General features: G+C 42.4%; 23 protein-coding genes, 3 pseudogenes and 1 riboswitch. Of the genes and pseudogenes, 6 read left to right on the top strand and 20 right to left on the bottom strand.

Annotation, left to right across the window (positions count from 1 at the left end; translation table 11 throughout):
* Nucleotides 1-10 precede the first annotated feature (10 nt).
* The 11 genes and pseudogenes from ACYQ3Q_RS26155 to ACYQ3Q_RS26105 form a co-directional block, all read right to left on the bottom strand.
* The gene (locus ACYQ3Q_RS26155; RefSeq protein WP_459931348.1) at nt 11-268 is read right to left on the bottom strand and encodes an ATP-binding cassette domain-containing protein; all 258 of its coding nucleotides are present in this window, start codon (nt 266-268) and stop codon (nt 11-13) included.
* Nucleotides 261-602 (bottom strand): oligopeptide/dipeptide ABC transporter ATP-binding protein, encoded by a 342-nt coding sequence (locus ACYQ3Q_RS26150; RefSeq protein ID WP_459931347.1) that lies wholly within the window; start codon nt 600-602, stop codon nt 261-263. Before ACYQ3Q_RS26150 ends, ACYQ3Q_RS26155 begins: the two co-directional genes overlap by 8 nt.
* 58 nt (nt 603-660) lie before the next feature.
* On the bottom strand, nt 661-825 hold the full coding sequence (locus ACYQ3Q_RS26145; protein ID WP_459931346.1) for a hypothetical protein: 165 nt from the start codon (nt 823-825) through the stop codon (nt 661-663).
* A gap of 271 nt (nt 826-1,096) precedes the next feature.
* Complete coding sequence (locus tag ACYQ3Q_RS26140) at nt 1,097-1,453, bottom strand: NifB/NifX family molybdenum-iron cluster-binding protein (RefSeq protein ID WP_459931345.1); 357 nt, start codon at nt 1,451-1,453, stop codon at nt 1,097-1,099.
* Nucleotides 1,450-1,766, bottom strand: a pseudogene (locus tag ACYQ3Q_RS26135) (P-loop NTPase); the annotation flags it as partial. The gene ACYQ3Q_RS26140 and the pseudogene ACYQ3Q_RS26135, both read right to left, overlap by 4 nt.
* Nucleotides 1,767-1,781: 15 nt before the next feature.
* Nucleotides 1,782-2,732, bottom strand: coding sequence for an ATP-binding protein (locus ACYQ3Q_RS26130; protein ID WP_459931344.1), 951 nt, complete (start codon nt 2,730-2,732; stop codon nt 1,782-1,784).
* A complete protein-coding gene (locus ACYQ3Q_RS26125; RefSeq protein ID WP_459931343.1) occupies nt 2,710-3,567 on the bottom strand; it encodes a nucleotide-binding protein in 858 nt (285 codons plus the stop codon). Before ACYQ3Q_RS26125 ends, ACYQ3Q_RS26130 begins: the two co-directional genes overlap by 23 nt.
* Nucleotides 3,568-3,571: 4 nt before the next feature.
* Nucleotides 3,572-3,937: a NifB/NifX family molybdenum-iron cluster-binding protein gene (locus ACYQ3Q_RS26120; RefSeq protein WP_459931342.1), complete on the bottom strand. Its 366-nt coding sequence runs from the start codon at nt 3,935-3,937 to the stop codon at nt 3,572-3,574.
* Complete coding sequence (locus ACYQ3Q_RS26115; RefSeq protein ID WP_459931341.1) at nt 3,934-4,332, bottom strand: iron-sulfur cluster assembly scaffold protein; 399 nt, start codon at nt 4,330-4,332, stop codon at nt 3,934-3,936. The genes ACYQ3Q_RS26120 and ACYQ3Q_RS26115 overlap by 4 nt, the downstream gene beginning before the upstream one ends.
* Nucleotides 4,329-4,709 carry a DUF134 domain-containing protein gene (locus ACYQ3Q_RS26110; RefSeq protein ID WP_459931340.1) on the bottom strand — a complete coding sequence of 127 codons (381 nt, stop codon included), beginning with the start codon at nt 4,707-4,709 and terminating at the stop codon, nt 4,329-4,331. The genes ACYQ3Q_RS26115 and ACYQ3Q_RS26110 overlap by 4 nt, the downstream gene beginning before the upstream one ends.
* A gap of 270 nt (nt 4,710-4,979) precedes the next feature.
* Nucleotides 4,980-5,243 (bottom strand): DUF5320 domain-containing protein, encoded by a 264-nt coding sequence (locus tag ACYQ3Q_RS26105; protein ID WP_459931339.1) that lies wholly within the window; start codon nt 5,241-5,243, stop codon nt 4,980-4,982.
* A gap of 476 nt (nt 5,244-5,719) precedes the next feature.
* Here ACYQ3Q_RS26105 and ACYQ3Q_RS26100 point away from each other — a divergent pair.
* Nucleotides 5,720-6,465: pseudogene (locus ACYQ3Q_RS26100) on the top strand (4Fe-4S dicluster domain-containing protein); the annotation flags it as partial.
* Between the two features lie 404 nt (nt 6,466-6,869).
* Here ACYQ3Q_RS26100 and ACYQ3Q_RS26095 read toward each other — a convergent pair.
* Nucleotides 6,870-7,258, bottom strand: a pseudogene (locus ACYQ3Q_RS26095) (ATP cone domain-containing protein); the annotation flags it as partial.
* Nucleotides 7,259-7,378: 120 nt separating this feature from the next.
* A riboswitch (cobalamin riboswitch) is annotated at nt 7,379-7,564 on the bottom strand.
* Between the two features lie 144 nt (nt 7,565-7,708).
* Here ACYQ3Q_RS26095 and ACYQ3Q_RS26090 point away from each other — a divergent pair.
* Together ACYQ3Q_RS26090 and ACYQ3Q_RS26085 are read left to right on the top strand one after the other, a co-directional pair.
* Nucleotides 7,709-7,966 (top strand): AbrB/MazE/SpoVT family DNA-binding domain-containing protein, encoded by a 258-nt coding sequence (locus ACYQ3Q_RS26090; protein WP_459931338.1) that lies wholly within the window; start codon nt 7,709-7,711, stop codon nt 7,964-7,966.
* Nucleotides 7,950-8,282 (top strand): type II toxin-antitoxin system PemK/MazF family toxin, encoded by a 333-nt coding sequence (locus ACYQ3Q_RS26085; RefSeq protein WP_459931337.1) that lies wholly within the window; start codon nt 7,950-7,952, stop codon nt 8,280-8,282. Before ACYQ3Q_RS26090 ends, ACYQ3Q_RS26085 begins: the two co-directional genes overlap by 17 nt.
* 36 nt (nt 8,283-8,318) lie before the next feature.
* Here the strand turns inward: ACYQ3Q_RS26085 and ACYQ3Q_RS26080 are convergent, their stop codons facing one another.
* The 3 genes from ACYQ3Q_RS26080 to ACYQ3Q_RS26070 are packed head-to-tail and all read right to left on the bottom strand — an operon-like array spanning nt 8,319 to nt 10,889.
* Nucleotides 8,319-9,158, bottom strand: coding sequence for a metal ABC transporter permease (locus ACYQ3Q_RS26080; protein ID WP_459931336.1), 840 nt, complete (start codon nt 9,156-9,158; stop codon nt 8,319-8,321).
* Nucleotides 9,142-9,960 carry a metal ABC transporter ATP-binding protein gene (locus ACYQ3Q_RS26075; RefSeq protein ID WP_459931335.1) on the bottom strand — a complete coding sequence of 273 codons (819 nt, stop codon included), beginning with the start codon at nt 9,958-9,960 and terminating at the stop codon, nt 9,142-9,144. The genes ACYQ3Q_RS26080 and ACYQ3Q_RS26075 overlap by 17 nt, the downstream gene beginning before the upstream one ends.
* On the bottom strand, nt 9,957-10,889 hold the full coding sequence (locus ACYQ3Q_RS26070; RefSeq protein ID WP_459931334.1) for a metal ABC transporter substrate-binding protein: 933 nt from the start codon (nt 10,887-10,889) through the stop codon (nt 9,957-9,959). Before ACYQ3Q_RS26070 ends, ACYQ3Q_RS26075 begins: the two co-directional genes overlap by 4 nt.
* A 242-nt stretch (nt 10,890-11,131) precedes the next feature.
* Between ACYQ3Q_RS26070 and ACYQ3Q_RS26065 the strand changes: the two genes are divergently transcribed.
* The 3 genes from ACYQ3Q_RS26065 (at nt 11,132) to tsaA (ending at nt 12,475) form a co-directional block, all read left to right on the top strand.
* Nucleotides 11,132-11,569 (top strand): Fur family transcriptional regulator, encoded by a 438-nt coding sequence (locus tag ACYQ3Q_RS26065; RefSeq protein ID WP_459931333.1) that lies wholly within the window; start codon nt 11,132-11,134, stop codon nt 11,567-11,569.
* A gap of 66 nt (nt 11,570-11,635) precedes the next feature.
* A complete protein-coding gene (locus ACYQ3Q_RS26060) occupies nt 11,636-11,833 on the top strand; it encodes a CooT family nickel-binding protein (protein ID WP_459931332.1) in 198 nt (65 codons plus the stop codon).
* An 18-nt stretch (nt 11,834-11,851) separates the two neighbouring features.
* The gene (gene tsaA / locus ACYQ3Q_RS26055; RefSeq protein ID WP_459931331.1) at nt 11,852-12,475 is read left to right on the top strand and encodes a tRNA (N6-threonylcarbamoyladenosine(37)-N6)-methyltransferase TrmO; all 624 of its coding nucleotides are present in this window, start codon (nt 11,852-11,854) and stop codon (nt 12,473-12,475) included.
* Nucleotides 12,476-12,721: 246 nt separating this feature from the next.
* Here tsaA and ACYQ3Q_RS26050 read toward each other — a convergent pair whose 3' ends face one another.
* From ACYQ3Q_RS26050 to ACYQ3Q_RS26030, 5 genes are all read right to left on the bottom strand, one after another.
* Nucleotides 12,722-13,531: a manganese catalase family protein gene (locus tag ACYQ3Q_RS26050; RefSeq protein ID WP_459931330.1), complete on the bottom strand. Its 810-nt coding sequence runs from the start codon at nt 13,529-13,531 to the stop codon at nt 12,722-12,724.
* 238 nt (nt 13,532-13,769) lie between these two features.
* Nucleotides 13,770-14,075: a CC/Se motif family (seleno)protein gene (locus tag ACYQ3Q_RS26045; RefSeq protein ID WP_459931329.1), complete on the bottom strand. Its 306-nt coding sequence runs from the start codon at nt 14,073-14,075 to the stop codon at nt 13,770-13,772.
* Nucleotides 14,062-15,477 carry a carbon starvation CstA family protein gene (locus ACYQ3Q_RS26040; protein ID WP_459931328.1) on the bottom strand — a complete coding sequence of 472 codons (1,416 nt, stop codon included), beginning with the start codon at nt 15,475-15,477 and terminating at the stop codon, nt 14,062-14,064. Before ACYQ3Q_RS26040 ends, ACYQ3Q_RS26045 begins: the two co-directional genes overlap by 14 nt.
* Nucleotides 15,478-15,637: 160 nt before the next feature.
* Complete coding sequence (locus ACYQ3Q_RS26035; RefSeq protein WP_459931327.1) at nt 15,638-16,447, bottom strand: LytR/AlgR family response regulator transcription factor; 810 nt, start codon at nt 16,445-16,447, stop codon at nt 15,638-15,640.
* A complete protein-coding gene (locus ACYQ3Q_RS26030) occupies nt 16,444-18,201 on the bottom strand; it encodes a LytS/YhcK type 5TM receptor domain-containing protein (RefSeq protein ID WP_459931326.1) in 1,758 nt (585 codons plus the stop codon). The genes ACYQ3Q_RS26035 and ACYQ3Q_RS26030 overlap by 4 nt, the downstream gene beginning before the upstream one ends.
* Nucleotides 18,202-18,214 lie beyond the last annotated feature (13 nt).

The raw sequence follows: 18,214 nt of genomic DNA, 5'->3' as shown, positions 1-18,214 counted from the left end.
TTATCGTATATTAGCCTAATGTGTCAAGCATGAAGTTTAATAACGACTTTAGGAGCAAACACGTTTTGTAGAACACTCCGCCGCCATCGCTTGGAATCAAGCGCAGCAGAATACGAGCTAAAGTGCTTTTGCCACAACCGCTAGGTCGTCCCATCAGACCAAGGGTTTCCCCCCTATCAATTTGCAAGCTGACATTGTCAAGAGCCAAAAAGGACTTGCGTCCCCAACCCCTGCGAAAAGTCTTACAAACTTCGCGGGCTTCAAGCATACAAAAAGCACCTCACAATCCTGCCGCCGTGTTCATAAGAATTCGGTTTTTCCGCCGTGCAGCGCACAGTACGGTGTATACAGCGGGGCGCAAATTTGCAGCCAGTAAAGCTTTCTCCGGGTGCCGGGGGCATACCTGACATGGGCTCCATCCCATTTTGAGGAAGTGAGGCAAGAAATGCCTGCGTGTAGGGATGCAGCGGAGTTTTCAGAACATCCTGCCCCATTTCCAAAATCTCTCCGCTGTACATCACTGCCACACAGTCACACAGCTTTTCAGCCAACACAAGGTCATGGGTAATGACAATCATCCCGTCTACACCCTGCAGTTTCATCGAAACAAGCGTTTCGTAAACCTGCTCGCGCAGATCCCGGTCAAGGCCCTTGGTCGGTTCATCCGCCAGTACCCAGCGTGGTGAACAAGAAGTACCGATGGCACACAGTACGCGTTGCTGCATCAGGGAGTCTTAACCCATTGGTCAAGAGGCTAAAAATACTGATAAGCATTTGTTCAGCACTAATAATACCTCCTCTATCGCTCGTAGAGTTATCCTCCACTCCGATTAAAAAATAAAGAGACAACCCCACTGTAAAAACTTCGTAAGTATTCCGTTAAATCTTTGTAATTGTAAAAGCCAATTTTTGCTGGTTTTTTGACCAGAGTCAGTGTTAACGATGACAAAAACTAAGGGGCTGTAACTAATCCCCCCATACTAAAAATCCTTCTGTAATAGATAATCTCGATCTACCATAGAAGGATTTTTACGTTAAGCGTGTCCATCATTTTTAAATTCATAACTCTTTAGATTTACTTCTAAATTAACTCTTCTTAATGACCGCATTCATCGTGGTGCTGATGATCATGGCAAACAGAGCCCGTGGATTTGAGCGCGCCTTGCATGTATTGTTCTGCTGCAGCCTTGGCATTTCCTTTGGCACCGGTAATTACTTCGATGCCTTTTTCATTAAATATTGCTATTGCGCTGCCACCCATCCCGCCGGATATGATCACATTCAATCCCATGTCATTCAGAAAATTAGGTAAGAATCCAGGCTTATGTCCGGGGTTCGGTATTGACTCACTTTTAACAATTTGATTGTTTTCCACTTCAAAAATATTGAAGCTCTCACAATAACCAAAATGCTCTGTCACCATTTCATTCATACTTGCTACTCCGATTTTCATTTTACTTCCTCCATTTTTTCTAAAATTTCTGTGATCTTATTTAACCAATCACCATCAATAAGTTCTATCACCCCTTTGTCACAGGCTGCTGCAATTTTGGGATCAATGGGCAATTTAGCAAGAATATCTAGGTTGTGATGGGAATGTTCATCATTTTAGCCATCCTGACCGCCTTGGATACTATCATTGAAACAAGCTCCTGAGGAGACGTCACAATGATTATTTCATCAACAGCGATGGATTGGAATACAGTAAGAGGTCCCCTCCAGATTACAGGGTCTGTGTCATTTTCTAAAAGTAGGTTAATCGACAGGTGTTGCAATTTTCATTACAATTTTCGCTCATTTAATTCTCTCCTCTCCTTGATGATAATATAGTCATTTGAGTTCCCATTACTTCCTAATGATTTTATCGCCCTGGTTCTGCTGAGTAGTTTCATCGTTTTAGCAAAAACATCTTTGGCAGCATGTCCTGCTGGACAATCTAACTCAACGATACTCTGACCCATATTGATTGCTTTTACAGCAGCTGGGTCAAAGGGTATTTTTCCAACGAAAGGCAGATTGAGCTTTTGACAAAATGACACTATTTTTTTTGTATTTTCTAGGTTGGTGTTATATTTATTAACGCAAATGGCGATAGGCGTTTGGAATTTATCCGCAGTTTTAATGATACGTTCCATATCGCTGATGCCTGATATAGAAGGTTCTGCAACGATTAAGACCAGATCGACCCCACTAAGCGATGCGATAACCGGACATCCTATACCCGGCGACCCATCAATGATTGCAAGTTCGGCTTCGTTAGCTGCTGATTTCAGCTGCTTTTTTACCTCCGTGACCAGCTTACCTGAGGTGCCGCTCCCCATTCTTAGCTCTGCTGTTGAAAACACGGTATCACTCACATACAGCATTAATTCCCCGGCTATGCCAGGTTTAAGTGATACGGCCCCCACCGGACATACGGCTTCACAAACACCACAGCCTTCACAAGCATAGCCATCAACCTTATATCCAGCCTCCACATAAATGGCTTCAAACCGGCAATTATGTCTGCACAGATCACATAGCACACATAAATCTAGGTTGATTTCAGCCTTGGGCAACCCATAATAGTCTGATCGTTTGGCTTCCGATGACTGATTCATGACCAAATGCAAATTAGGTGCATCCACATCACAATCAGCAAAGGCATTCGCTTCTGATAACTTGATAAAAGCGCTGGCAATCGTTGTTTTTCCCGTTCCGCCCTTGCCACTAAGGATTAATAACTGGTTCATGCTGCACCTCCTTAGTCACAGTTTGAAGCAGGGATGAGAACCAATCCCGATACTTTTTAGTCTCTCTGGCTGATATCAGGGCATTTGAATTCAGGGTCCCAAGCTCATTGTCGAACGGAATCTTGCCTAGAATTTTTATATCCTTTTCTAAGCAGAATTTCTCTGAAGGATTGTCTTCCTTCAGACACTTGTTCAGCACCACACCATGCGGTTTATCAAACAACCTGACTAGTTCATAGACCATCGTAAGATTATGAACTCCAAACAAAGTGGGCTCTGCTACCAAAATACAATAGTCCGCATCCTTGATGCTTTCCATGACAATACAGGCGCTCCCTGGTGGACAATCAATCAAGGTTATTTCTTTCCCTGCTGGGATGTCATTCAATAGTTTTTTGATAATAGGAACGCCGGATGCTTCACCAGTATTTAACACCCCTGTAATGACAGTAACATTTTCTGAAATTCCTCTTTGAACCTCTCCGATGATTTTTTCTTTTTCCGACAAGGCGTTTTCAGGACATAGCAGTGTGCAGCCTCCACAGGAATGACAAACTTGATCAAAAACGATCAGCTTGTTGAGGATATAGGCTAAGGCATTGAATTTACAAAAATCAACACATTTACGGCAGCCATTACAAAGCTCAGGATTCACGAAGGGAATTTTGCTCGAAATCTTTTCTGATTGAAGATCCTTGGGCTTGAAAAATAGATGCCCGTTTGGCTCTTCGACATCACAGTCAATATAAATGGATTCCTTGGCTGAGGCAGCCAAATTTACAGATACAAGTGTTTTGCCTGTGCCGCCTTTACCGCTTAGCACAGCTATCTTCATATTATTAGCCCCCATGACCATGAAATCCAGGATGGATATCTTCCAGTAAGGATATCTGCCCATCATTAAAAGCCTTGATATTGTGCACGATAGAAGCATCGACCGTCTTGTATAGTTTGATATTGGCTGCTTTTAAAACTTCCGCAGCATTCTCCCCACATCGTGGAGTCAGTAAAGCACTTACCTTATTATCTACAATGGTCTGCGCAGCCTTGATCCCTGCACCACCTTGGCTGGCTGCTGCACTATTATCTAAATAAACGCTTTCCTTTGATTCTGTATCATAAATAAGAAAATAAGGTGTGCGTCCAAAGGATGGGCATACACTCGTTTCCATGGATTTATCATCAATTGGAATGGCAATTTTCATTGAGAATCCTCCTTTGGTCTGGTTTTTAAAGTTTCATAATAATTATTGATAGCATTGCGTAAGGCACTCACTCCCAGGTTGGAGCAATGGACTTTAGCTTCAGGGAGTCCATCCAGAGCCTGGATAATATCTTCTTCGGTAATCGCTAAGGCATCCTCTAAGCTTTTTCCCTTAGCTAAGACAGACGTCATACTGGCTGTGGCAATCGATGCACAACAACCAAACACCAGGTAACTGATCTCTTGAATATAATTATCCTGTACCTTTAAAAAAATGATAAGCGCATCTCCGCATGAAGGATCTCCATAGATTCCTTGAGCATTAGCATCTGGCATGCTATAGGCATTTTGAGGACACTGAAAGTGTTCCATCACTTTCTCAGAATAAATCATCATTCACCTCCGCAATTATCTTCCCTTATTTCTCTGCCGCATCGATGTCTGCGGCAACCGCCACACCCGCAGGATTTTTCAAGACCGTCACAAAGCTTGTAATCTCCGCCCTCAATCCTTAGAACCTTTCCATTGACTAGAGACTCTGCAAGTTTTTTTCGCGCATCATTATAAATACGCTGAACGGTTGTGCGAGCGATCTTCATTTGGTCGGCACACTCTTCCTGCGTAAACCCTTCTAAGTCAATGAGTCGTATCGTTTCATACTCGTCAATCGTCATAGTAACAAACTGCTCTTGATTAATCGAAGCGTTCAGTGGCCCAAATCGGTTGCTTTCAGGCAAGCAACACACTTTTCTCCATTTTCTTGGCCTTGGCATAATTCTTTCACCTCAATTTGCGATAAGGAAAACTTGGCTGACGCCAAGCCTTAGCGTTAGTCGGCCGCCTAGTTGTACCTATGCGTTGGCCATGGATTGCTGTAGCCATGACTCGAACAGGGCGTTCGAGGTTAGAACTCCGCCATGAATAGCAAGGTGTCGTGATGGCGATATGACGTTTTTGCGGAAGGCGAGAAGGGACACTCCTGAAAGTGATTCTTTCTGAATAGTACAAACGTTATAGGAGCGTCCCCCTGCTACGTTGCTGCCTCACAAGCTCTGTAATTGCCTGCTTATGATCTCAAGCTTGTTTTCAAGCAGCTCTTTTTGCTCTTTCAGCACTTCTTTTTGAGTTTTTGATCCTGTTGGAGGATCAGTCACGAAATTTCTTCTAGGACCTCTTCTGTACCCTGCCCCTAATCCTGGTCCTAAGCCAACACCATTAGGATTAGGATTTGCTCCATAGCAAAATCCCGAGCTTCTTCTATTCATTGCTGCACGCCCCATCGGACCTGTTCCATCCCCTCTTGGCATCCTTATAACCCCCTCTCAGTTATTGACATATGCCCTATTGGATTTATTGTACTCCATTTTGAACATATGTCAATAACCAATAAAGGCTTTTCTACCCATGGTTTTTCTAGTGCAGAAAACCGCCGTCTTCTGTGCCACTTTTACTTCAAGTCTACAGTCAATTTTTTCCTTTATTATTTACTGCTCAGCCTTAATACCGTTGTCTGGTCTATGAACGGAGATGTCCTGATAGCGGATATAGTCGAAACTAATAATTGACATATGTCCATTAAGGGGTATAATTGTACTTAAAAGACATATGTCAATAACCAAAAGGAGGTAATTAGGGTGCCTAGTCGAGATGGGGCATGCATCATTAATTATTAGCATAATCTGACTACATCTTTTTTATTTACTTCATAATGAAGCCCCGAAAGCACCCAAGGAATAACGACAAATTTTTGAGAGTTAACTTTGTGGAAAGAGGAGAGCTGAGTATGATAAATCAAAAAGATTTACGTCCAAAGGATATGGGACGATCGGATGAGCAACTAATCAAACTCGAACCCGAACAGCTAATGTTTTTATTCCCGCCCTATGATAAGCCAGGAATGGAACCCCCATTAACCGATCCTAAGCCTGCCTGGAAAGAAAAATACTGTACTTCTTTAGATGGCTACGTTGGCATCGATACGTTAACTCGCCCAAAAAGTAATGCGGAAGAAGATGAGTTTGTACGAAAGTTCCTAGCGGCTTAGAAAAGAGCTTTTCGGATGCCAACAATGGAGTACTCCAACCGCTCTTATTGTCCTTTGAATACTGTGCAAAATGTGATACGTGCTCAGCGGCCTGCCATATCTACGAAGCGTCCGGTAAAAATGAGCTATATCGTCCAATTTTCCGTTCTGAAGTCCTCAGAAAAATTGTTAAGAAGTATTTTACCACAAGTGGTAAGCTGTTAGGCAGTTTTGTCGGAGCAGATATCGATGTGAACTGGGAAACGATTGCTCGACTTGGAGAATTAGCCTATCGCTGTAATCTTTACCGTCGTTGTGCTCAAACCTGTCCGCTGGGCTTAGATAACGCCATTCTCATGAAAGAAATTCGTAAGGTCTTCAGCCAAGAGATGGGCATTGCTCCGCTTCCTCTGCATACTAAAGGAACAGTACTTCAAATAAAAACAGGGTCGTCTACAGGAGTCAGTAAACCTGCTTTCTTAGATACGATAGAGTTTTTAGAAGAATAGATATTGTGCATTCTTTCTTAATTTATCAATTTGAGGGGGAGCTAACATGAAAGTAATAATTGTAGGTGGGGTCGCAATTGGTCCAAAGTAGCTGCACGTCTAAGGCGTATAAATCAGAATGCCGAGATCACCATCCTAGAAAAAGGAAGTTTAGTCTCATACGGAGGGTGCCTTTCTCCAAGGTGGGCTTAATGTCGGAAGTGCCTTCTTTAAACAGTAGTCCCTCCGGCTGTTGGGAAGGGATTTCCTAAACTTACCTGTCAACATCTTCTCTCGTCTTGCGGGAGGATGTTGACAGGCATAATACACTGAAAGCACGTTGAAATGGACAATCAACGTGCTTTTGGCAATAGTAATTCTTTAGGACACTTGATAAAATCACAACTTAGAATTACATACTCATTAATACTTTTTTGTGTGTTCGCATTCTCACAAATTTGCCAGTCCTTATCTCCTAAGTAGTCGGAAAACATTCCAATGGTAGCTCCAATAAGCGCATCCATTTTACGGGTGCTTTTCCTTTTTGACGGTAAAGTATGAATGCTTTGGCTGTTTTGGCATGTCCGTTTTCTATGAGGACTTTTTCGACGAGATCTTGGATCGATTCTACATCCGGTTGCTTGTCCCTAAAATTTCTTTGTATTACATCTACAACCTGTCTGCCTATTTCCTCAGCACGCTCATAGTCCGATCCTCCACACGCCGTGGCAGCTTTATAAATTGCATGCACTATTTTCTCTTGATTGAAAGACTCAATTCTCCCATTTCGTTTAATAATTTCTGTTATCATCGGTTAAACACCCTCCAATATTTCCAATTAAAAAGCCCCTCGACGATGAGCGCCAAGAGGCTGTGTATATCCCTGGATACAACACTTACTTATGGAACCCCCCCTATCGCTCGTAGAGTTATTGGTTCATTAATAAAGGCAGGTCTTCTGACTTTGGTTCATTAATGCTTCACGCCTTCCCGGTATTACCAGTGGCCTATAGTATGAAACATCTCCCCATTACAGTGGCGGGACCGTGCAGGACTTTTACCTGCTTCCCTTTTAAGCTGTACTCTTAGTACTTGCACCTTTATTTTCCAATATTCAATTGTTATCATGCTATCGTATATTAGCCTAATGTGTCAAGCATGAATTCTCTAACCAATCCACAGGCTATCGAAAATCTTGTATAAACATCATAGAACTGATAAAATGTAATTACAAAGTAATAACTTATAAGGAGAAATTACAATGCAAATGGATATTATCAAAATCGGTAATTCCAAAGGAATTCGGCTTCCTCTTGCAGTCTTAAAACAATGTGGGATAGATACGAAAGTAGAATTGGAAATTAAAGATAACTGCATCATCATAAAACCAGTAATAACTCCTCGCCAAGGCTGGGCTAAAGCTTTTGAACTTATGCATAAAAATAACGATGATAGTTTACTGATCCCTGAAGAAATCGACAATGAAACGTTGGAGGCTTGGGATGAACCAAATCATTAATCAATATTCTTTATATTGGATAGATCTTAATCCTACTAAAGGAGCAGAGATTAATAAAACCAGACCATGCCTGGTTATTTCCCCTTCGGAAATGAATGAGCATCTTCAAACAATTATTATCGCTCCAGTGACAAGTCGAGGAAGATCAGGGTATCCTACTCGTATTAAAGTGACAGTGGATGATGTGAATGGGTGGATTGTATTAGACCAGATTCGGGCCATTGATAAAACGAGATTATGCGAGAAAATTGGTAATTTAAATACTGCAGAAATACTAGAAGTGAAAAGTATCATCAAAGAAATGTTAGTCGATTGAACTGCGTACCTCCTAACCAATCTGATATCCTTAGCCCTACCCAAGTCTTAATTTCATGACAAAAGTAAGTGCAAAGAATCCTGAAGCTACCAAGACGATCGTCGCCCCGGTAGCTGTTCCCCAAAAGTAGGATAAGATTAAGCCCGATAGTCCTGAAATCAGAGCAATCAAAACTGAGTAAATATGATATTGCCTCATATTTTTAGCAATATTTCTCGAAGAAGCTGCAGGTATGATTAGGAGTGAACTAATAATCAGTATCCCCACCCATTGTATTGATATCGTTACGATAACCGCCATAATTATGGTAAATAAGTATTCATAGAGTCTAACACTAATCCCTCTGCTACGTGCCAAAGATTGGTTCAGACTCGCTAGAAGCAGCTTATTAAAAATTACGATCCATAATAAGAGGACAAGTATAAAAACAATTCCAAGTGTCAACAAATCTGACGGACTAATACTTAACAAGTCCCCGATCAGATACCCAGAATATTTGTTAAAACCACCATTTCGTGAAAGTATGACTATGCCCAGCGCAACCGCTGTCGAGGAAAATACCCCGATGATCGTATCCGTCGAAGCCGTGTTCGCTTCTTTGACGATAAGAATCGCTATAGTAATCAACACAGAGAAGAAGAGTATTGACCAGATTGGATTTTTGAACCCCAATATAACCCCAATTCCAATTCCTGTTAGTGCAGAATGTCCCAAGGAATCTGAAAAGAAGGCCATTTTATTATTAACGATCATAGTACCCAGCAAGCCAAAAATTGGGGTTACAAGCAATACACCTAGAAGAGCATTTTTCATAAATGCATATTGCATCCATTCGAAAGGAAGTAGTAAATCAACTAGGCTATACCATAAGTACATTATCCACCCTATCCTTCTCACCCTTTTGGAAACGATTGGACCAATCTAAACCGAAGGTTTGAATCACTTTCTCATTGCTGAAAACTTCTTGTGGAGTCCCACAGCATCCAATCGTCTTATTATTGACGAAGGCTACACGATCTGCATACTCCGCTACCAAATTAAGATCATGCGAAACTAAGATAATCGATAAATCATAATTATCCCTAAGGATCGAAACGGTTTTATAGAATAACTCTAAACCTTTCTGATCAATTCCCGATACGGGTTCATCCAGCAGTAAGAGATGAGGAATCGGATCAAGGGCAAGTGCTAAAAGGACCCTTTGTAGCTCCCCACCGGATAAGGCACCTAAGCGTTTATTGATTAAGTGTTCAGCCTGAGTACGTGCTAAGCTTTCTCTGACACGCTCGCGTATCTTTTTAGGATAGGTAAACCAGATTGGGATATTGGTATGTGCTGCAGCAAATAAATCAAGGACACTAGTAGGAGAGCTAGAGTCTAAATCGAGCTTTTGTGGAACGTAACCCATGGACGGTCTCGTTGTTCCTTTATTTTTAGCATCAAGAAATTGGAGTTCTCCAGTATGGGAAATCTCTCCTAGAATAGCCTTTAGAAGCGTGCTTTTCCCCGCACCGTTAGGACCTATGATAGCCGTCAAATCCCCACAATGAATGTGGAGATTGACATCCTTTAATATTTCTATACCGCTTCGTTTAACCCCAAAGTTGTTGATTTTGGTGCAACATAAACCACATTCACAGATTTTACATTCGGAATTGGCACATTTGTGATGTTTCATTTTAGAGCCTCTTGTAAAGTTATGAGATTGCTTTCCATAAGATTAATATAGGCATCTGCCTCCGCAGGCCCCGTTACGATTGGATCAAGAGTATAAACTTTAGCGCCCGTCTCTTTCGCAATGGTATCGGCTGCTTTAACAGGATATTGTGGTTCTGCAAAAAGAGCGTTGATTTTCAGACTCTTAACCTTTTCTATTGTTTCTCCCAATTCTTTGGCACTGGGTGCGGAACCCGGTTCACGTTCGATAACCCCTGCAATGTTCAAATCAAATTCTTTGGCGAAGTAGGGAAATGCCTCATGGAAAGTAACGATATTGCGTTGTTGCACCCCGGCTAAAGTTTGATGCATCTTAGTTTTTAGGACTTCGAGCTTCTTAATATAGGCTTGGGTATTTTCCTTATATTTTGAGGCATTGGTCGGATCTAATACAGCGAGTTGATCTCCAATCGTTTTCACTTGGGTAATGGCATCCGTAATACTTAACCAAACATGGGGATTATCCCCTTCATCCCCTTCTCCTTTAATTAAGGGTATTCCTTGACTGGATTCAATGATTTTTAAATCTGGCATTTGGCTAATAACCTTGTCCATAAATGATTCCATTCCAGCTCCATTAATGACCAAGATTTGTGCCCCCTCCAAATTCTTCATATCGTCAGGCGTAGCAGCATAGTCATGTAGGCATCCGGTCGTAGGCTTAGTCAAACTTACAACGTTCACATTAGGGATATCCTTGGCAACATTTAAAGTAAAGATATGCATGGGGTAAAATGAAGTAGCTATGGTTAGGACCCTCTCGGTCTTGGTATCTGTAGTTTGACTTACTGTAGCTTTAGCCTCATTATTTGTCCCACACCCACTTAGCAACCCCAACACTAAAAAGCTTATTAACACAAGCCCTAAAAATTTTGGCCTCTTCGAATACATATGGATTATGACCCCTTCCTATTTGCAACTGCCTTGCATTTGCATTTGCCTCTTCATGATAAATTATACTCTATTATTATCAATTGTAAACCATAACCTTACTTCTTAATCGTTTAAATTACCCAAAATATTTTTATGTTACCACATTTTTATTGACGCTGAATAATTAAACAAGCAAAATATTGCTAAAATATTAAAAAGGATTAAAATAAACATAGATAAAGTAATTGAAGCATTAAGGAATGATCTTGTTGGACGAAAACTCAAAATATAAAGAACTACTCCACCGAGAAGGTATTAAAAGCACTCGGCACAGAAATGCTATCCTAGAACTCTTAGAAGAATCCGAATCCCCTCTTACAGCTGAACAACTATTTATCACCTTACGTGATAAGACGGCCTCAATCGATTTATCGACGGTCTATAGGACGCTCGATACTTTTGCCTCTAAAAACTTAGTAATCAAGTCCAATCGAGTGGATGATGGTAAAGCTTTGTATGAACTTAATCATCATGAGCACAAACATCATCTTTTATGTGTCGGGTGCCACAAGTTAATCTCACTTGAGGACTGTCCTATGGGAGAACTTCAGCAAGTTTTAAAAAAGAAGATTGATTTTGACGTGACTGGACACAAGTTGGAGATTTATGGTTACTGTCATGATTGTAAAAGGCTATAGTCCCTTCCATGGGCCGTCTAAGTCTATGGTCTTTTTTTAATATTTATTTGTGAAGGAGAAAATACGATGTGTGAAGCAAATGCTTATGTTAAAGAAGGCGAAAATGAAGTCTTGTTTATGGAAGCGGTCGATACCATTGAGCCCTATGAAAATGGGCTTAAGCTTGTAGATATTTTTGGAATGCAAAAGTTTATCCAAGCTAAAATCAAAGACATGGCCCTGCTCAACCACAGAATTCTTTTGGAAAAGATAGATAATATTTAGCAAAGAAAGGGGTTAGTTATGTCTATCTCATTTCAAGCGATTGGCACAATCCATACGCCCTATTTTGACCTAAATACCCCGCATCAACCGATTCCTGATGCACCCGGTGATTTCTGGATTGCATTAAATCCGGACTATGCCAGTGCTCTAGAAACCTTACATACCTTCAATTATATCTACATCCTCTATTACCTTGACCAAGCCACTCCTTACACAGAAATGTTAACACGATCTCCTTGGGCACCTGAACTTGAGATCGGACTTTTTGCCAGCCGTTCCCCTCAAAGACCCAATCCCATCGGACTGAGCATTGTAAAACTCAAGGAAATACAGGGTAACGAACTCGTCATTTCAGGAATTGATGCCTATAACGGAACCCCCTTACTAGACATTAAACCCTATATGCATTTTCTAGACAGTAAAGAGGATGCCAATAACGGCTGGTTTGATACCCTCCCCGATAAAGAACATACAATAGCACATGCCCTTGGGCTTTCTCATGATCATAACGCTACTCAAGGTCATGAGAATGTTCACAAGCATCAGCACGACGATCATGTCCATGACCATGACCACGATCACAGACACGGACACGTGCATAACTATAAACATTCAAGCCATCCTCATGAACATAACGATTAAAAGCTATGAAGGAATGCATGGCTAGCGCCAAGCCTACGGATTTTGGCCTTCAGTCGAATACCAATGCCATCCATAGTACATTCCACACTAGACAAGTTCTGTTCCGTCGCCTTAGTTGCACAAATGCCCTGGCTATGCAAAGCGAGTGTCTATGTCGTCATCATGATCAGTAACTTTTTGACTAATAAAGCTAAAGGGGCACGAGTTGTAAACTCGTGCCCCTTTAGCTTTATCTATCTAAAATTATTAGTTTACAGTATTATTGGGAGGTTGTGGTTGAGCATACTGTGGATTATTTCGTGTATGGTCATTATAGCCAGGCTTCACTTCCTTAGTTCCTGCCGGTTGAGGATCTTTGCCATACTGTGCTGGCCCACCATATCTCTCATTAGGATTATCTTCATAAGAAATCCCATTACCTTCGTTCCAGGGGCCCCGACTATCTCCCTGCCCTGTCGACATATTCATGTATTTCTTCGAGAAATCGGAATCACGGAAGTCTTTGTTCACTCCACTACCTTTTAGAGTCTCGATCGCTTGCATAAACGAGAAGTTATGTGATTCCTCACGACTTAAGAGGAAACGGATCATATCTTTAACCCCTGCATCGTCCGTTTGCTGGAGAAGGCGCTCATAAATCAGCTTAGCCCGAAGTTCCGCTCCTGCATTTGACGAAAGATCCGTATATATATCCCCATTTGAATTCACGAAGTTGGCTGTCCAAGGTACTCCTGCGGAGTTAACCAGCAGCGGTCCACCTCCAAGTAAGGCCATATGATTTGCGGAGAAATCTTTAGGAATGTTATCGACGGGACCAATCAGCATGCCAAGACACTCACCCACCATTTCCAAATGGCTTAACTCTTCAGCTGCGATGTCTTGCAGCAAATCCCGGATCTTCGGATCATTACACCCTAAACTCTGAGAGAAATACTGCATGGCAGCCTTAAGCTCACCATTGCCACCCCCAAATTGCTCAAGTAACAAGACAGCAAAGCGCGGATCGGGTCTATCGACATGTACGGTGTATTCCATATCTTTTACATGTTTAAACACTATAGAAGTACCTCCTTTATCTAGTTTCAAGTTATTATTTGATGAACCCTAGGAATTTATTCGACTAATGAATTTCCCCGTTTCTTCTTTGTTAGAAGTATAAAGAAAACTTGGCTGGCGCCAAGCCTTGGCGAAGGCGGCCGCCTTAGTTGCACTTATGCTTACCCGAAATTTATACTTTCTGATAGTACAAAAAAAGTGGCTCAAAGCTTATTTGCCTTGAGTCACCTTTTTATCGTTAATATACCCGAAGAGTCTTCCACTTCCATAAACCTTCTAAAACCACTTCATAGTGTTTATCGTTCTTGATAATGAACGGGTCGTAGTAGATCTGTATCCCGTCTTGTTCTTTGATTCCGAAGTACCCTTCTTCTTCAGGCTTTCCGAGATGCGCTCCGACGAAGACGATGTTTGTGCAACATCCGGTTTGGGGAGCTTCGTCGAGGGTGAGGATTCCACCATGTTTTTGAATATATTCAATGGCCTGTTCCGATAAATTCACCTGAAGGTCTACTTGGGAAACGATCATCTTATGAAATCCCATTTTTGCGTTCTTTACGCACTTTGCTGGCAAAGAGTAACGCGATTCCGGCGGTAATTAAGAGTCCGACCGGATAGGAAATGCTAGTGGATAGACCGAATCCTTCTGGAGCTTGTAAGAGATAGGTGAAGGTAACTGCCGTCATGAAGATGGCAGGAATTGTTGCAATCCAGTGAAGGCGTTTTTCCTTGACGAGGTACATAGCAGCAGCCCAAAGAAGGATCATAGCTGTCGTTTGGTTCGCCCAAGAGAAGTATCTCCAGAGGAAGTTAAAGTCGATCTTGCTCAAGGCGAAAGCGATAACAAAAAGGGGAATGGAGATAGCCAAGCGTTTGGAGATAGGCCTTTGGTTCATTTTAAAGAAGTCAGCGATAACCAGTCGAGCACCACGGAATGCGGTATCCCCGGAAGTAATCGGGAGAATGATAACCCCCATAATGGCAAGAGTTCCACCGATGGATCCAAGCAGGGTAATAGATACTGTGCGGACGACTGCAGCTGGTCCGCCCGCTGCTAAAGCTGCTTGTAACCCACCCGTTCCATCGAAGACTGCCATTCCTGCAGCAGCCCAAATGAGGGCAATAACAGATTCTCCGATCATCATGCCATAGAATATTTTACGGCCGTGTTTTTCATTTTGCATCGTACGGGCGATAAGCGGAGATTGGGTTGCATGGAATCCACTAATCGCACCACAGGCGATCGTGATGAAGAGTAAAGGCCACATGGGTAAATTCTTAGGATGGAGATTATTCAAGGTGAGTTCAGGGATATGATATCCTTCAACAACCAGTCCGACACCAACGCCGACAGCCATAATAATCAGCAGTAGACCAAAGAGGGGATAGATCTTTCCGATAATCTTATCGATTGGTAAAAGTGTTGCTAAGATATAGTAGATAAAAATCAGAGCCGTCACGACGCTTAAACTAATCCAAGAAGGAGTAAGAGTGACAATCAATTTTGCAGGACCAGCAACGAAAACAGTCCCCACGAGAATCAAGAGTACGACAGAAAAGCCATTAACAAAGTGACCCATTCCTCGGCCGAGATACTTGCTGACAATAGCCGGGAGTTGTGCTCCACCGTTTCTCACGGAAAGCATACCACTAAAATAGTCGTGTACTGCACCGGCAAAAATTCCTCCGAGAACGATCCAGATAAAAGCGACTGGACCCCATAAAGCACCCGCGATCGGTCCAAAGATTGGCCCCAGACCGGCGATGTTTAAGAGTTGTACGAGACTCCCTCTGTTTGAGTCCATGGGAACATAGTCGACTCCATCCGCTTTGGTATAGGCTGGAGTTTCAAGGTTTTCATTGATTCCAAAAACCTTTTCGACAAACTTACCGTAGACCAGGTAACCAATGATAAGTGCTACAAATGAAAGTAAAAAAGTAATCACAAAAATCCTCCTCACAGATTTAAAATAGAATTAAGGATAAGTTCACTGCCTGTTCTTAGTTTAAATCATGTTAAGCGGAAGATGTTGAATTGAAGGCTATAATGTCGAAATTGATGTCTGAGAGTGAGTTTTCTAAGTGCGTTTTGTAAAATATTATGAACTATATTTCAAGTACATCCTTTAATGCCTTGACATAAGCTCGGCTCACGGGAACTTCGGAACGTTTTTCATCATTTAAAATTATAGTGTATGCTCCATTAAACCAAGGGACTAATTCTTGTACAAAGTTCAAATTCACTAAGTAGCTCCGGTGGGTGCGAAAAAAAGGATAGCTCGCTAATTTTTCTTCCAGTGCTTGTAAGGTGTACTTGGTTGAATACACTTTGTCTGACGTTTTGATGAAGACATCCCGGTTTTCACGGTAGACATAGAAAATGTCTTTAGGATCAATCAAAACTACACTTTCTTCCCCTTGGACGGCGAGTTTTGAGATTTTTGCAGCTTGAAATTGACCGACTGCCGCGGCTACGCTCTCTCCGGCCATTTTTTTCAGAAGTCCAATGAGGGAATTATTGAGCGTTTTATTCCGTGAATCGTCCTTGGGATTTCTCATTCTTTGACGGATTCGCTCCACCGTTTTCAAGACGCGTTCCCCATCAAAAGGCTTCAGAAGATAGTCTACGGCGTTGACTTCAAAGGCTTGAATAGCATGCTTGTCATAGGCTGTAGCAAAAACAATCATTAAATTTTGATCCTCTTCGAGCAATTTTCTCGCCACGGTTAAGCCATCGAGATTGGGCATGTGGATATCTAAGAAGGCCACATCAGGCTTGAGGGCTAGGATTTTTTCTAAAGCTTCTGTGCCCTGGGTCGCCTCTCCCACAATTTCGATATCTTCGCATTGCTTTAAGAGATAAGTCAGTTCATCCCGAGCGAGTGGTTCATCATCGGCGATAACTACATAAATCACGCCATACTCCCTCCCTGCTTTAGCGGAACTTTAAACCAGACACACGTTCCCTGCTCCAATTCACTGTCGATATGAAGTTGGGATTCCTCGCCAAAATGGTACGTAAGACGCTGGTTCACATTATATAAGGCCAGGCCTGTCCCTTCTTGAGATTCGATTCGACTGTGAAGTAATTCAGAAGTTCGTTCTGGGGAAATTCCAATTCCGTTGTCCTTCACAGAAATGAAGGCATACCCTTCAGTTTCAGTAACATGAACGAGGATTTCACCAGTTTTCTCAAGCCCTTTTAGGCCATGACGTATTCCATTTTCCACAAGAGGTTGAAGTGTAAGTGGGGGTAAAAGAACATTTTCTAGCTTAGGATCGATTTCAAGTTTAACACTTAAGCGTTTTGTGAAACGAACTTGTTCAATATCCAGATAGGCACGGGTATGGTCGAGTTCCTGTCTCAGGGTGACGAATTCGTGAAGGGAGGCGTTTAAATTCTGCCTGAAAAAGTACCCGAGTTGAATGAGAAGTTTACGTGCCATATCGGGTTGTGTACGGACGAGAGCAACCATTGTATTTAAGGAATTAAACAAGAAGTGTGGGTTCATCTGCGCTTGGAGTGCTTTAATCTCGGCCTCTCGGATGAGTTGAGCATGGTTCTGCGCGTCGACCACTTCAAGCTGATGCGAGAGAAGTTTGCCTAGACCCTGGGCTACTTCTTCGTCGACTGGTTTAATCTGTTTGGGGTTTAAAAAATAGAATTTTAAAACCCCAATCACTTCGTCTGCCTTTTTCAAGGGGACAATGATTGCTACCGCAAGCGGACACCCTTTTTGCGGACAGTGGATTTCATCTAAGGATTTGGGTATATATAGTTTTCCAGTTCTGAGTACTTGCTTCGTCGCATCAGTCAAAACGGTGTGTCCTGGCAAATGATGATCATCCCCTATCCCGACATGGGAGAGGATTTTTTCATGATCCGTAATCGAGACTGCGGAAGCACCCGTTGTTTTTAGAAGAAGCTTAGAAATTTGGGTTGCGGATTCTTCAGTGAGTCCTCTCCGGAGATTGACCAGCATTTGATCGACGATATGGAGGACTTTTTGAGCCTGATTGGCTTCGATCCGGTCCTCTTCGTGTATGACAGATCGGATAATCGCGACGAAAAGTGCGATTCCTAGGCTATTTGCCAGGATCATCGGGAGGGCAATGACTTGAACCAAGGCAACCGCACTTTCCCAGGGTCTAGCGATGAGAAGGATGATCAGCATTTGGGCCGTCTCTGCAATAACTCCGGTTAATAGTGCTTTTGAGGTAGGGACAATTCTACGATTCCCGATCTTAAGATAAACGAGGCCGGCGATTAACCCTGCCATCACTGTGGAAATCCCACAGGCTATCCCAGTAAAGCCACCGAGAAGGTTTCTGTGTATACCCGCGATCAGCCCTGCTCCCAGACCAACCCAAGGTCCCCCTAAAAGTCCACCGATTGCGACACCCACGACCCGTGAGTTCGCGAGAGCCTCTTCAAAGCCGATTGCCTCTACGCGGGGAATCCAAAGAAAAGAGTTGGAACTGGGTCGAATCGAAATCCCGGTATACGTGCCGACGATTCCGAATAACCCAAATACTATCGATAGTTTAATGATCGTCCAGCGGTCGAGTTTATGATCGATTAGGTTACGAAACGCAGTTAGCCGCGTTAGGATAAACGCGATTGCCACGATCAAGCCGATTTGTTGAATCATTAGGAATAAGAGTTGCACAGTTAGAAGGCTC

Source organism: Desulfosporosinus burensis (assembly GCF_054657535.1).
This window is presented reverse-complemented; position numbering and strand designations above follow the sequence as displayed.